The 13,002-nt window shown below is 73.9% G+C and carries 12 protein-coding genes; 5 read left to right on the top strand and 7 right to left on the bottom strand.

From position 1 onward, the window contains the following. Entirely contained in the window at positions 1-996 is a 996-nt protein-coding gene (locus OG295_RS41195; RefSeq protein ID WP_331733522.1) for a Gfo/Idh/MocA family oxidoreductase, read from the top strand. Here OG295_RS41195 and abc-f read toward each other — a convergent pair. After that, positions 986-2,650, bottom strand: coding sequence for a ribosomal protection-like ABC-F family protein (abc-f, locus tag OG295_RS41200; RefSeq protein WP_331733525.1), 1,665 nt, complete (start codon positions 2,648-2,650; stop codon positions 986-988). The genes OG295_RS41195 and abc-f overlap by 11 nt on opposite strands. A gap of 196 nt (positions 2,651-2,846) precedes the next feature. Next, positions 2,847-3,161 (bottom strand): antibiotic biosynthesis monooxygenase family protein, encoded by a 315-nt coding sequence (locus OG295_RS41205; protein ID WP_331733528.1) that lies wholly within the window; start codon positions 3,159-3,161, stop codon positions 2,847-2,849. Between the two features lie 210 nt (positions 3,162-3,371). On the opposite strand from OG295_RS41205, the gene ccrA reads away from it, so the two are divergent. Next, positions 3,372-4,745, top strand: coding sequence for a crotonyl-CoA carboxylase/reductase (gene ccrA / locus OG295_RS41210; protein ID WP_371681553.1), 1,374 nt, complete (start codon positions 3,372-3,374; stop codon positions 4,743-4,745). Between the two features lie 60 nt (positions 4,746-4,805). On the opposite strand, the gene OG295_RS41215 is transcribed toward ccrA, so the two are convergent. The 3 genes from OG295_RS41215 to OG295_RS41225 are packed head-to-tail and all read right to left on the bottom strand — an operon-like array spanning position 4,806 to position 8,526. After that, a complete protein-coding gene (locus OG295_RS41215; RefSeq protein ID WP_331733534.1) occupies positions 4,806-6,083 on the bottom strand; it encodes a ketosynthase chain-length factor in 1,278 nt (425 codons plus the stop codon). After that, positions 6,080-7,351, bottom strand: a complete 1,272-nt coding sequence (locus tag OG295_RS41220) for a beta-ketoacyl-[acyl-carrier-protein] synthase family protein (RefSeq protein WP_331733537.1) — start codon at positions 7,349-7,351, stop codon at positions 6,080-6,082. Before OG295_RS41220 ends, OG295_RS41215 begins: the two co-directional genes overlap by 4 nt. After that, positions 7,348-8,526 (bottom strand): DegT/DnrJ/EryC1/StrS family aminotransferase, encoded by a 1,179-nt coding sequence (locus OG295_RS41225; protein WP_331733541.1) that lies wholly within the window; start codon positions 8,524-8,526, stop codon positions 7,348-7,350. Before OG295_RS41225 ends, OG295_RS41220 begins: the two co-directional genes overlap by 4 nt. A 221-nt stretch (positions 8,527-8,747) precedes the next feature. Between OG295_RS41225 and fabG the strand changes: the two genes are divergently transcribed. Continuing rightward, positions 8,748-9,533, top strand: a complete 786-nt coding sequence (gene fabG, locus OG295_RS41230) for a 3-oxoacyl-ACP reductase FabG (RefSeq protein ID WP_331733543.1) — start codon at positions 8,748-8,750, stop codon at positions 9,531-9,533. A gap of 72 nt (positions 9,534-9,605) precedes the next feature. Next, a complete protein-coding gene (locus OG295_RS41235; RefSeq protein ID WP_331733546.1) occupies positions 9,606-10,583 on the top strand; it encodes an aromatase/cyclase in 978 nt (325 codons plus the stop codon). A gap of 74 nt (positions 10,584-10,657) precedes the next feature. Here OG295_RS41235 and OG295_RS41240 read toward each other — a convergent pair whose 3' ends face one another. Next, positions 10,658-11,395, bottom strand: coding sequence for an SDR family NAD(P)-dependent oxidoreductase (locus tag OG295_RS41240; RefSeq protein ID WP_371681554.1), 738 nt, complete (start codon positions 11,393-11,395; stop codon positions 10,658-10,660). A gap of 205 nt (positions 11,396-11,600) precedes the next feature. On the opposite strand from OG295_RS41240, the gene OG295_RS41245 reads away from it, so the two are divergent. After that, positions 11,601-12,185 carry an NAD(P)H-dependent oxidoreductase gene (locus OG295_RS41245; protein ID WP_331733552.1) on the top strand — a complete coding sequence of 195 codons (585 nt, stop codon included), beginning with the start codon at positions 11,601-11,603 and terminating at the stop codon, positions 12,183-12,185. Between the two features lie 13 nt (positions 12,186-12,198). On the opposite strand, the gene OG295_RS41250 is transcribed toward OG295_RS41245, so the two are convergent. After that, positions 12,199-13,002, bottom strand: coding sequence for an AfsR/SARP family transcriptional regulator (locus OG295_RS41250; RefSeq protein ID WP_331733555.1), 804 nt, complete (start codon positions 13,000-13,002; stop codon positions 12,199-12,201).

A 13,002-nucleotide genomic window follows, 5' to 3' on the forward strand; every position in this document is an offset into this window, starting at 1 on the left:
GTGTCCCCCACCCCGCTGCGCCTCGGCCTCCTCGGCTGCGGCGACATCGCCGCCCGCCGCACCCTGCCGGCACTGGCCCGCACCCCCGCGCTCACGCTGGCCGCCGTCGCCGCCCGCGACCCGGACCGGGCCGCCGCGTTCGCCGCCCGCTTCGGCGGGGAGCCCGTGGCCTCGTACGAGGAACTGCTGGCCCGCCCGGACGTGACGGCGGTGTACCTGTGCCTGCCCACGATGCTGCACGCCGCCTGGGCGGAGCGGGCGCTGCGCGCCGGCAAGCACGTCCTCGTGGAGAAGCCGCTGGCCACCCGGGGCGCGGACGCGGAGCGGCTGTACGCGCTCGCCCGCTCCCGTTCCCTGGTGCTGCTGGAGAACTTCATGTTCCTGCACCACGGCACCCAGCGGACGGTGGCCGCCCTGCTGGAGGCCGGGACCCTCGGCACGCTCCGCTCGGTGTCCGCGGCGTTCACCATCCCGCCCCGGCCCGAGGGCGACACCCGCCACGACCCGGCGCTCGGCGGCGGGGCCCTGCTCGACAGCGGCGTCTACCCGCTGCGCGCCGCCCTGCGCTTCCTCGGCACGGGCCTGTCCGTGGCCGGGGCGGTGCTGCGCCACGACGACCGCCTCGGGGTGGACCTGTCGGGTGCGGCCCTGCTGGCCGCCCCGGACGGGGCCACGGCCCAGCTGCGCTTCGGCATGGAGCACCACTACCGGTCCTGGTACGAGATCCAGGGCAGCGAGGGCTCCCTGTCGGTGGAGCACGTCTTCACGACGGCACCCGCGCACGTCCCCGTCGTCCGGCTCGTCGTGGGCACGCGGCCGCGCGAGCTGCGCGTGCCGGCGGAGGACCACTTCGAGGCGGTGCTGCGGTTCTTCGCCGCCGCCGTCGCGGACCCGGACCGTACGCGGGGCGGCCTGCCGCTGCTCGACGCCGAGTCGATGCGGCAGGCCGCGCTGCTGGACGGGATCCGCGGGGCGGCGTCGCGCGTCAGGGCGTGACGGCGGCCCCGTCGCGCAGTTCCAGGTGGGTGCCCCGGAAGCCGCGGCGCATCCGGCGGTCGTGGGTGACGGTGACCACGGCGCCCGTGTAGTGGGACAGGGCCTCTTCGAGTTCCTCCACCAGCAGCGGCGACAGGTGGTTGGTGGGCTCGTCGAGCAGCAGCAGGTCCACCGGGCGGGTCACCAGGCGGGCCACGTCGATGCGCCGCCGCTGGCCCACCGACAGGGACCCGACGGGCAGTTCCAGCTCGGCGGGGCGGAACAGCCCGAGGGACAGCAGCTGTTCGGCGTGCTCCTCGGGGTGGCCCGGTCGGCCCTCCGCGAACTCCGCCAGCACCGAGCGGCGGGGGTGCTTGGGCATCTCGTCCTGGCGCAGCCAGCCGATGTGGGCCGCCCGGCGAACCGTGCCCCCCTCGGGCTCCAGGTCCCCGGCGAGGACCCGCAGCAGGGTGCTCTTGCCGGCCCCGTTGGGTCCGGTGACCAGCAGCCGTTCGCCGGGGGCGATGGCGAGGTGTTCGATGCGCAGCCGGCCGGGCACCTCGATGCCGTGGGCCTCGGTGAGGACGGCGGCGGAGGCGGCGGAGCCCGAGTCGTCGCCGAGGGCGAGCGAGGCGGTGAACCGCAGCGGCTCGGGCGGCGCGGGCACCGGGTTCTCCCGCAGCCGGCGCAGCCGCTCGTTGGCGTTGCGTGCCTTGCCCGACGTGGCCGAGGAGGAGGAACGGGCCCGGTGGTGCTCGGAGCCGCTGAAGGCCCAGGGGCCCTTCTTGGCGATGGCGGCGAGCATCCGGCCCGCGTTCTCGGCGAGCTTCTCCTGGCGGGCGATCTCCTGGAGGTGGTCCTCGTACTCCTGCTCCCAGCGGGCGCGGGCGGCGGCCTTGGCGGTGAGGTAGCCCTGGTAGCCGTTGCCGTACCGGTTGACGGTGTGGGTGTCGGGGTCCACCTCCAGGATGGTGGAGGTCACCGCCTCCAGGAAGGCCCGGTCGTGGGTGATGACGACGACGGTTCCGCGGTGGTCGCGCAGCCGCTTCTCCAGCCAGTCGACGGCCTGGTCGTCGAGGTCGTTGGTCGGCTCGTCGAGGAGCAGCAGCTCGGGGGCGGCGGCGAGGGTCGCGGCCAGGGCCAGGCGCGAGCGTTCGCCGCCGGAGAGGGTGTCGACGGCCCGGTCCCGGTCGAGTCCGGGCAGGCCGAGGCCGTGCAGGGCGGCGTCCGCCCGGGCGTCGGCCTCGTAGCCGCCGCGGTCCTCGAACTCGGCGAGGAGGTCGCCGTACTCCGCCAGCAGCTTCGGGTCGTTGTCGACGAGCGCGTCCTCGGCCGCGTGCAGGCGGCGCTCCACGTCCCGCAGGTCCGCGAACGCCTGGTCGAGCACGTCGCGGACGGTCGCTCCGGCGGGCAGTTCGAGGCGCTGCGGCAGGTGGCCCACACCGCCGGGGGCGGTCACGGTGACGTCGCCGTTGTCCGTGTCCTCGACGCCCGCGATCAGCCGCAGGAGCGTCGACTTGCCCGAGCCGTTGTCGCCGATGACTCCGGCCTTCTCACCGGGTTTGACGGTGAGCGACACCCGGTCCAGCACGACGTGGTCGTCGTAGCGTTTGGTGACCTCTTCCAGCGTGAGCTGGGAGTGCACCCGGGACGCGGTGGGTGAGGACAATCGCATAGACATGCTCCTGGTCGTGCGGGTGGGACAGTTGGCGTCCTCGCCGAGGATCCGGCCTTCACCTGCCCGCGGGGCTCGTCCTCGACCAGGTCCGGCCGGTCGCCGTTCGACCTTCTCCACCGTCGCTCGAGCGACGGTGGACCGTGCCTGGAGTCCGGCCGGTCCCGGGGGGCGGGGCTCGCGGCGGGGGCGGGGGTCAGCGGGTGGCGTCGGCCGCCGCGGTGGGGGCGGCGTCGGTGACCGTCTCGTACAACGCCGTTTCGGGAGTGGCCAGTTCGGCCAGGTCCCGGGACAGGTTCCGGAAGCCCTCGCTGGTCACCGCGGCGCGGTGCGCGGCGGCGTCCCGCCAGACGGACAGCTCGACGTAGACGTTCGCGGGGCCGACCAGGCGCAGGGTCTGGTGGCTGACGCAGCCGGGCTGGGCCCGGACGAACCGGGCGGCACGGGTCTTGACGGCGAGGAACTCCGACAGGTCGCCGTGGACATCGAGCCTGTTGACGAAGGTCACCATGGGGCCGCTCCTCTACGGGTACGGGTACGACGGGTGCGCGGGCGTCCTTCCACCGTCCGCAAGGCCGGTCGAGGCGGCTTCGAAGGGCGCTCGACCGGCGCCGCCCAGGCTGCCGGAGACGGCGGCCCGCCGGCCGCGGACGCGTCGTCATTCCGAGACCGGGGGCGCGCACGGCCGAGGTTACCGGCCGGTCCGACGGCGCCCCCGCCGATGCGCAAGGGAACTCACGTGGACGAGATCGTCAATGCCCTGCTGTCCGAGGACACGGCACCGGCCGACTTCGCGGCGCTGGCCCTGCCCCCGTCCTACCGGGGCAACGTGGTGCGCCGGGACGAGACGGACATGTTCGAGGGGATGGCCTCGTCGGAGAAGGACCCGCGCAAGTCCCTGCACCTCCAGGACGTGCCGACGCCGCAGCCGGGTCCGGGCGAGGCCCTGATCGCGGTGATGGCGAGCGCCATCAACTACAACACCGTCTGGAGCTCGATCTTCGAGCCGCTGCCGACCTTCGGCTTCCTGGAGCGCTACGGCCGCCTGTCCGAGCAGACCAGGCGCCACGACCTCCCGTACCACGTGCTGGGTTCGGACCTGTCGGGTGTGGTGCTGCGCACCGGGCCCGGGGTCAACCGCTGGCACCCCGGCGACCGGGTCGTGGCGCACTGCCTGTCGGTGGAGCTGGAGTCCGCGGAGGGGCACGACGACACGATGCTCGACCCGGAGCAGCGGATCTGGGGCTTCGAGACCAACTTCGGCGGCCTGGCGGAGCTCGCGCTGGTGAAGTCGAACCAGCTGATGCCGAAGCCGGAGCACCTCAGCTGGGAGGAGGCCGCGTCCCCGGGCCTGGTCAACTCGACCGCGTACCGCCAGCTGGTCTCCCGCAACGGCGCCGGGATGAAGCAGGGCGACAACGTCCTGATCTGGGGCGCCAGCGGCGGCCTCGGCTCCTACGCCACCCAGTTCGCGCTGGCCGGCGGTGCCAACCCGATCTGCGTCGTCTCCTCCCCCGAGAAGGCGGCCATCTGCCGGGCCATGGGCGCCACGGCGGTCATCGACCGCAACGCCGAGGGCTACAGGTTCTGGAAGGACGAGCACACCCAGGACCCCAAGGAGTGGAAGCGGTTCGGCAAGCGCATCCGCGAGCTGACCGGCGGCGAGGACATCGACATCGTCTTCGAGCACCCCGGCCGCGAGACCTTCGGTGCGAGCGTCTACGTCACCCGCAAGGGCGGCACCATCACCACGTGCGCCTCCACCTCCGGCTACATGCACGAGTACGACAACCGCTACCTGTGGATGTCCCTCAAGAAGATCGTCGGCTCGCACTTCGCCAACTACCGCGAAGCCTGGGAAGCCAACCGCCTGGTCGCCAAGGGCAGGATCCACCCCACCCTCTCCAAGGTCTACTCCCTGGAAGACACCGGGCAGGCCGCCTACGACGTCCACCGCAACCTCCACCAGGGCAAGGTCGGCGTCCTCGCCCTCGCCCCCGAGGAGGGCCTCGGCATCCGCGACCACGAGCTGCGCGCGCAGCACCTCGACGCCATCAACCGCTTCCGACCCGGCGGTGGCCCCCTCGGTGCCTGACCCCCGCGCGCCGCGACCCCCGGCGCCGGTACCGGAGCCGGGGGTCGCGCGAGGTGCCGTTCAGGGGGCGCGGACCACCATGGCCGCGTTGAACCCACCGCGTCCCCGGGCCAGGACCAGGGCCGTACGCAGCCGCTCCGGGCGCCGCAGGCCGGTCACCAGGTCGACCGGGCAGTCCGCGGCGGGCCGGCCGGTGTGGACGGTCGGCGGGATGACCCCGTCGCGCAGGGACAGCAGCGCGGCGGCCAGGTCGAGGGCGGCGCCGCCCGCCCCGAGGCGGCCCGTCATGGTCTTGGGCGCGGTCACCGGGACCCCGTACTCCCCGAAGAGGGAGGCGATCGCCCGCGCCTCGTCGCGGTCGGCGTCCCGCCGGCCCGCCGCGTCGGCGAAGACCACGTCGACCTCGTCCGGGGCGGCGCCGGCCTCGCGCAGGGCCTGGCGGGCGGCGTCGCCGAGCCGGGGGGCGCCGCCCGAGCCGGGCCGCGGGTCGAAGGTGGCGGCGTACCCGGCCACCGTTCCGTAGCCGGTGGCGCCGCGTTCGCGGGCGGCGGCCGCGTCCTCCAGGATCAGCAGGGCGCCGCCCTCACCGACCACGTGCCCGTCGGCGTCGGCGGAGAAGGGCAGGTAGGCCCGCCGCGGGTCCTCGCGGGTGCTGAGTTCGCCGCCGGCGAGGTGGGCGGCCCAGCCCCAGGGGCAGAGCGAGGAGTCCATGCCGCCGGTGACGAGCAGCCGGGTGCCCTTGCGGAGCTGGCGTCGTGCCTGGGCCACCGCGTCGAGGCCGCCGGCCTGCTCGCTGACCAGGACGCTGTTGGGGCCGCGCAGGCCGTTCCTGATGGAGATCTGGCCGCTGTTGACGGCGTAGAACCAGGCGAAGGACTGGTAGGCGCTGACGTACTGGCTGCCCTTGCTCCACAGCGCCTGGAGCTCGCGCTGGCCGAACTCGTAGCCGCCCGCGGAGCTGGCGGTGATGACGCCCGCCGCGTAGTCGGGCAGGGCGGCCGGGTCCACGCCGGCGTCGGCGAGGGCCTCGTCGGCCGCGGTGAGGGCGAGCCGGGTCACGTGGTCGGTCTGCGGCAGGAGCCGGCCGGGGAGGTGGTCGGCGGCGTCGAAGTCGCGGACCTCGCCGGCCAGCTTGGCCGGGTACCGGTCGGCCTCGAAGCGGGTGAGCGGGCGGATGCCGCTCTCGCCGCGCAGCACCGCGGCCCACCAGGCCTCGGTGCCCAGCCCGTTGGGGGCGGTGACGCCGATGCCGGTGACGACGGGCGCGGCCGGCCCGGTCCCGGGCCCGGCGGCGGGGGCGGCGGCGGTCCCGGGGGCGGTGACGGTGTCCGTGGTCATGCGGCATCTCCCAGGCGCGGGCGGGTCAGGATCATGGCGCTCTGGAAGCCGCCGAAGCCGCTGCCGACGCTGAGCACCGTGTCGGTGCGGTGCTCCCGCGCGGTCAGCGGGACGTAGTCCAGGTCGCACAGGGGGTCCGGGGTGCGCAGGTTGGCGGTCGGGGGGACCGTGTGGTGCGCGATGGCCAGGGCGCTGGCGGCCACCTCCAGGGAGCCGATCGCGCCGAGCGAGTGGCCGATCATCGATTTGATGGAGCTGACCGGGACCGCGTGGGCGTGCTCGCCGAGGGCGCGCTTGAAGGCGGCCGTCTCGTGGCGGTCGTTCTGCTTGGTGCCGGAGCCGTGCGCGTTGACGTAGTCGACGGCGGTGGGGTCGAGGCGGGCCTCGTCGAGGGCGACGGTGATCGCCTCGGCCATCTCGACGCCCTCGGAGCGCAGCCCGGTCATGTGGTAGGCGTTGCCGCGGCTGGCGAAACCGGCGATCTCCGCGTAGACGGTCGCGCCGCGCCGGCGGGCGCTCTCCAGTTCCTCCAGGACCAGGACGGCCGAGCCCTCGCCGAGGACGAACCCGTTGCGGGTGGCGTCGAAGGGGCGGGAGGCGGTCTCCGGGTCCTCGTTGTTCGGGGAGGTGGCCTTGATGGCGTCGAAGCAGGCGACGGTGATGGGGGAGACGGGGGCCTCGGTGGCCCCGGTGACCATCACGTCGGCGCTGCCCTCGCGGATCAGCTCGACGGCGTGCCCGATGGAGTCCAGCCCCGAGGTGCAGCCGGTGGAGACCAGGGCGACGGGCCCCTGCGCCGACACCCGCCAGGCCACCTCGGCCGCGAGCGAGCTGGGCACGAAGTAGTCGAACAGGTGCGGGACGGCGAGGGTGTGGTCGACCTGCCAGGTGGATCCGCCCCGGCTGACGGCGTCGTACTCGGTGTCGAGGCCGGTGGTGCAGCCGACGGCGCTGCCCAGGGAGACCCCGGTACGGGCCGGGTCCAGCGCCGCGGTGTCCAGGCCGCTGTCGAGGAGGGCCTCGTCGGCGGCGACGAGGGCGAACTGCGCGGCCCGGTCCAGGCGCGCGGCCTCCTCGGGGGTGAACCCGTGGGCGAGCGGGTCGAAGTCGACCTCGGCCGCGATCCGGGAGCGGTATCCGGTGGCGTCGAAGAGGCTGATGGCGCGGGTGGCGGTGCGCCCGGAGGTGAGCCGGGCCCAGAACTGCCCGGTGCCCACTCCCCCGGGCGCGACGACGCCGATCCCGGTGATGACGACGCGGCGGCTCATGGGGTGTCCTTCACGGTGAGTCCTTCTTCGGTGCGGTGCCGGGCCCGCACCGACGCGCGCAGGGCGTCGGTGACGGTGCGTACGTCGGCGTCGGTCAGACCGGGGTGCAGGGGCAGGCGCACGGTGCGGTCGACCGCCCAGTCGCAGGAGGGGAGCGTGGCCGGCGCCTCCACGGGGTCGTCGGCCGGGAACCGGTGCAGGGGGGCGTGGTGGGAGGTGGTGTAGATCTCCTCGGCGAGGAGGTCGGCGACGACCCCGGCGCGGATGGCCGGGTCCATCTGCACCCAGTAGAGGCACTCGGTGGACTCGTGGCCCTCGGGCAGCGGCGGCGGCGTCAGCAGCCCCTCGGTCCCTTCGAGCAGCCGGTCGTACCGGCCCGCGATCTCCTTGCGCCGTTCGATCATCTCCGGGAGCCGGCGCAGCTGTACGGAGCCGATGGCGGCCGTCAGGTCGTTGCCGAGGATGCCGCGGCCGTATTCGGGCAGGTCCGGTTCGCCCGGCCCGCAGGGCGGCGTGCCGTGGCCGAAGCCGCTGGCGCGGACCAGGCCGTGGCGGGCGAGGTGGCGGGTGCGCGCGGCCCGCTCGGGATCCTTGGCGTAGACCATGCCCCCGTCGCCGGTGACCAGGACCCGGCCCGCGTCGAAGCTCCAGACGGCGAGGTCGCCGAAGGTGCCGGCGGGGCGGTCGCCGACCTTGGAGGCCAGGGAGCAGGAGCCGTCCTCGATGAGGACGACGCCGAGTTCGCGGCAGCGGGCGGCGATCCGTACGACGTCGCCGGCCCGGCCTCCGTAGTGCAGCAGCAGCACCGCCCGGGTGCGGTCGCCGAGGTGGACCTCGATGTCCTCCAGGGAGGGGTTGAGGCCGCGCCGGTCCACGTCGCAGAAGACCGGCCGGCCGCCGCGCGCGGCGATGGCCTCGGCGGTGGCGGGGACGCCGATGGAGGGCAGGACGACCTCGTCGCCGGGGCGCAGGCCGAGGGTCTCCATGGCCAGGTGCAGGGCCGTGGCGCCCGAGCTGGTGAACACGGTGTGGCCCGTGGGGACGCCCAGGTGGGCGGCGAAGGCCGCCTCGAAGGCCTCGGTGCGTCGTCCGTTGCCCAGCCGCCGGTCCTCGAACACCCCGGCGACCGCGTCGAGTTCCTCAGCTCCGACCTGCGGCTGGAAGAGATTGATCATGGTCGCCTCTCGCGTGCGGTGTCGCGTCGAGCTTGTGAACACCCGCTCGACCCCTGATGGAGAGCCGGTGGTCCGGCGGCCGTTCGCGGGGGCGCTCGGGGCGCCGGCGCGGGTCCGGCCGGGGCCGGTGCGCACCGGGTACCAGGGCCCTTCGAGCCCCCCTCCACCGCCGTACCGGAGTCTCCGCGTGCGCCACCCGTCGATTTCGCCGAGGAGTTCTCATGCCGGACCAGACCAAGCGTGTTGCCGTCGTCACCGGGGCGACCAGCGGAATCGGGCTGGAGGTGGCCCGTACGCTCGCCGCTTCGGGGCACCGGGTCTTCATCGGTGCCCGGGACGCGGACAACGTCGAGCGCACCGTGAAGGAGCTCACCGCCGAGGGCCTGGAGGTGGACGGCGCGAGCGTCGACGTCCGCAGCGGCGAGGGCGTCCGGGCGTGGATCGAGGCGGCCGTCGCCCGGTTCGGCACCCTCGACGTCGTCGTCAACAACGCCGGGCGCTCGGGCGGCGGGGTCACCGCCGACCTCGCGGACGAGCTGTGGAACGACGTCATCGAGACCAATCTGACCAGTGTCTTCCGGGTCACCCGGGAGGCCCTGAACACCGGTGGCCTGCGGGCCAAGAACCGCGGCCGCATCATCAACATCGCCTCCACCGCGGGCAAGCAGGGCGTGGTCCTGGGCGCCCCCTACTCGGCGTCCAAGCACGGCGTGGTCGGCTTCACCAAGGCGCTGGGCAACGAGCTGGCCCCGACGGGCATCACCGTCAACGCCGTCTGCCCCGGCTACGTCGAGACCCCGATGGCCGAGCGCGTGCGCCAGGGCTACGCCGCCGCCTACGGGACCTCCGAGGAGGCGGTGCTGGAGAAGTTCCAGGCGAAGATCCCGCTCGGCCGCTACTCGACCCCGCAGGAGGTCGCCGGACTGGTGGGCTACCTCGCCTCCGACACGGCCGCCTCCATCACCTCGCAGGCCCTCAACGTCTGCGGCGGCCTCGGCAACTTCTGAGCCCCGTCCCCGCACGCCCGCGCGTGCGGCCGGACGCACCGATCACGAACCCCGATTCCGAGGAGCACGACCATGCCGCAGCCCGGCCCCCGCGAAGTGGAGCACGAGATCACGGTCTCCGCCCCGGCCGCCGCCGTGTACCGCCTGATCGCCGAGGTCCGCAACTGGCCGCGGATCTTCCCCCCGACCATCTACGTGGACCACACCCCGCTCGGCGGGAACGAGGAGCGCATCCGCATCTGGGCCACCGCCAACGGCGAGCCCAAGAACTGGACCTCCCGGCGGACCCTGGACCCGGAGCGGCTGACGATCACCTTCCGCCAGGAGGTCCCCGCCCCGCCGGTCGCCGCCATGGGCGGGACGTGGATCATCGAGCCGCTGTCGCCGTCCTCCTCGCGGGTGCGGCTGCTGCACGACTACCGGGCCGTCGACGACGACCCGGAGAGCCTGGCCTGGATCGACCGGGCCGTCGACCGCAACTCCCGCTCCGAGCTGGACGCTCTCAGGACCAACGTCGAGCACGCCCATGCCACCGAGGACCTGACCTTCTCCTTCGAGGACACGGTGCGCGTCGAGGGATCGGCCTCGGACGTCTTCGACTTCGTCAACGAGGCGGACCTGTGGCCCGAGCGGCTGCCCCACGTGGCGGTCGTCCGGCTCACCGAGGACACCCCCGGCCTCCAGGAGCTGGAGATGGACACCCGCGCGAAGGACGGCTCGGTGCACACCACCAAGTCCTACCGGGTGACCTTCCCGTACGAGCGGATCGCCTACAAGCAGACGACCCTGCCCGCGCTGATGAGCCTGCACACGGGGTACTGGACGTTCACCGAGGACGGCGAGGGCGGCGTCCTGGCCTCCTCCCAGCACACGGTCACCCTCAACACCGCCAACATCGCGCGGGTGCTGGGCCCCGCCGCGACGGTGGAGGACGCCCGCGCCTACGTGCGCACGGCGCTGAGCACCAACAGCACGGCGACCCTGCACCACGCCCGGGACTTCGCGGAGGGCCGGGCCCGCCGGTTCGCCGAGCGCCGCGCCGGGGTCTGAAGGGGTCCGGGAGCCCGGTCCGGGAGCCCGTGGGGCCGGAGTCCAGGCGGTCCGACCGTCCGGCTCCGGGCCGGTCACCAGCCCAGGCCGCCGTTGACCTCCAGGACGTGGCCGTTGACGTAGGAGGCGCCCGCCCCCGCGAGGTAGACGGCGGCGCCCGCGACCTCCTCGCCCCGGCCCATCCGGCCCACCGAGACCTTGGGCGCGTACCGGCTCCACACCTGCGGGTTCTGCTTCAGCCGCCGGCCCATGCCCTCGTCGATGAACCCGGGCGACAGGCAGTTGACGGTGATGCCCTTCGGGGCCAGCTCCAGCGCGGCCACCTTGCTGAACATCTCCACCGCCGCCTTGGTGGCGCAGTACGAGGCGGCGCCCGGCGTGGGGCGGGAGGCCAGGGCGGAGGACAGGGCGATGATCCGGCCCGCCGGGCTGCGCTCCAGGTGCGGCACCGCCGCCTGGACGCAGTGGAAGAGGCCGCCCAGGTTGGTGTCGAGCGCCTCGGCCCAGTCGCCGGCCGACAGCCCCGCGAGGGGCCCGGGGCGGCTCACCCCCGCGTTGGCCACCAGGACGTCGATCCCGCCGAACCGCTCCGCGGCGCCGTCCATCAGCGCCCGGACGGACCCCGGGTCGCGTACGTCGGCCCGGTGGAAGACGGCACGGTCCCCGAGGGGCGCCAGGGCCTCCCGCGCTCCCTCCACCCCCCGGGCGGCGACGACGACCCGGGCTCCCTCGGCGACGAACGCCTCGGTGATCCTGAGCCCCAGGCCCTTCGTCCCGCCGGTGACCACGGCCACCCTGCCGTCGAGTTCCACCCGTTGCCCCCGTTCCTTCTCCGACACCCGTTGCGCGTCCAGATTCCGCCGGTGCCGTCTCGGGCCGCTGGAGGGACGGCGTGAGGGCCCGGTCCGGCGGCTCCGGACCCTTCCGCCCACCGCTTGACCTCAAGTCGACTTGAGGTCATACGTTCTGGATCACCGGCCGCGAGGCCCCCAGTCACCCGGTGGAAGAGGTACTGCCATGTCCGTCAGCCCGCTCAAGGTAGGCGTCCTGATCGCCAGCGTCCGCACCGGCCGCTTCGCCGACACGGTCTCCCGCTGGCTCCTCTCCGAGGCCGCCGGCCGCGAGGACATGGAGATCCACGTCATCGACCTGGCCGAACCGGAACTCGTCGAGGAGCTCAGACTCACGCTCGAACCGCCGGCGCCCGGCCTGACCCCCCGCCTCGCCGAACGGGTCGCGGCCCTGGACGCGTTCGTGGTGGTCACCCCGGAGTACAACCACGGCTACCCGGCCTCGCTCAAGCTGGCCCTGGACCACGTCTACTCCGGCTGGCGCGCCAAGCCGGTCGGCTTCGTCTCCTACGGCGGGATGGCCGGCGGCCACCGTGCCGTCGAGCAGCTGCGGCAGGTCTTCGCCGAACTGCACGCCGTCACGATGCGCGACACCGTCAGCTTCCACAACGCCTGGGAGAGGTTCGACGAGGAGGGCCGCCCCCACGACGAGGACGGCAGCGGCAAGGCCGCCTCCGTCCTGCTGGACCAGCTCGCCTGGTGGGGCGTCACCCTGCGCGAGGGACGCACCGCGCGTCCCTACGGAGGCTGAGCCCGGCCCGCGGTCAGACCCCCGAGCGCGCCGGAACCGGCGCCGCGACCTGCGGCGGTACCTGCACCGGGGCCAGCAGCCGCGCCTGGAGCTGCTTGAGCTCCCGCGACGGCTCCAGTCCCAGCTCGTCGGCGAGGAGCCTGCGGACCTTCTGGTAGGCCTGGAGGGCCTCCGCACGCCGCCCGGCGGCGCCGAGGGTGCCGATGAGCCGACTGTGGAACCACTCGTTGAGCGGGTAGTCGTTGGTCAGCCGGCGCAGCTCGGGGATGGACTCGCGGTGCCAGCCCAGCTGTTCCTCGCAGGCGATGCGGATCTCGAAGGCCCGGATGCGCAGCTCCTCCAGGTGGACCACGTGGCCGCTCAGCGCGTCGCCGGTCGGGATGCCCGACAGGGCGGGCCCGCGCCACAGGTCGAGCGCCTCGCGGACGGTGCCCAGCGCCGTGAGGGGTTCGTCCGCCGCCAGCTCGGCCCGGGCCCGCGAGACGAGCTTCTCGAAGATCCGGATGTCGATCTCGTCGTCTTCCACCTGGATCGAGTAGCCGGGCGGGCTGGTGACGATCAGGCAGCGGCCGGCGGGTGCCAGTTCCTCCTGCGCGAACATCCGGCGGGCGTGGTAGACGTACGTCTGGAGCGTCGTGACGGCGCTGCGCGGAGGCGTCTCGCCCCACAGCTCCTGGATGAGCGCGTCGGCCGTCACGATCTCACCCGGCCGCGTCAGCAGCAGGGCCAGCGTCTGGCAGACCTTGGGGGTACCGGGCCGGTAGGTCCTGCCGTCGTCCGTGACGATCTCGAATGGTCCGATGAGCTGGAAACGCAT

This window comes from Streptomyces sp. NBC_01276 (assembly GCF_041435355.1).
GTDB lineage: Bacteria > Actinomycetota > Actinomycetes > Streptomycetales > Streptomycetaceae > Streptomyces.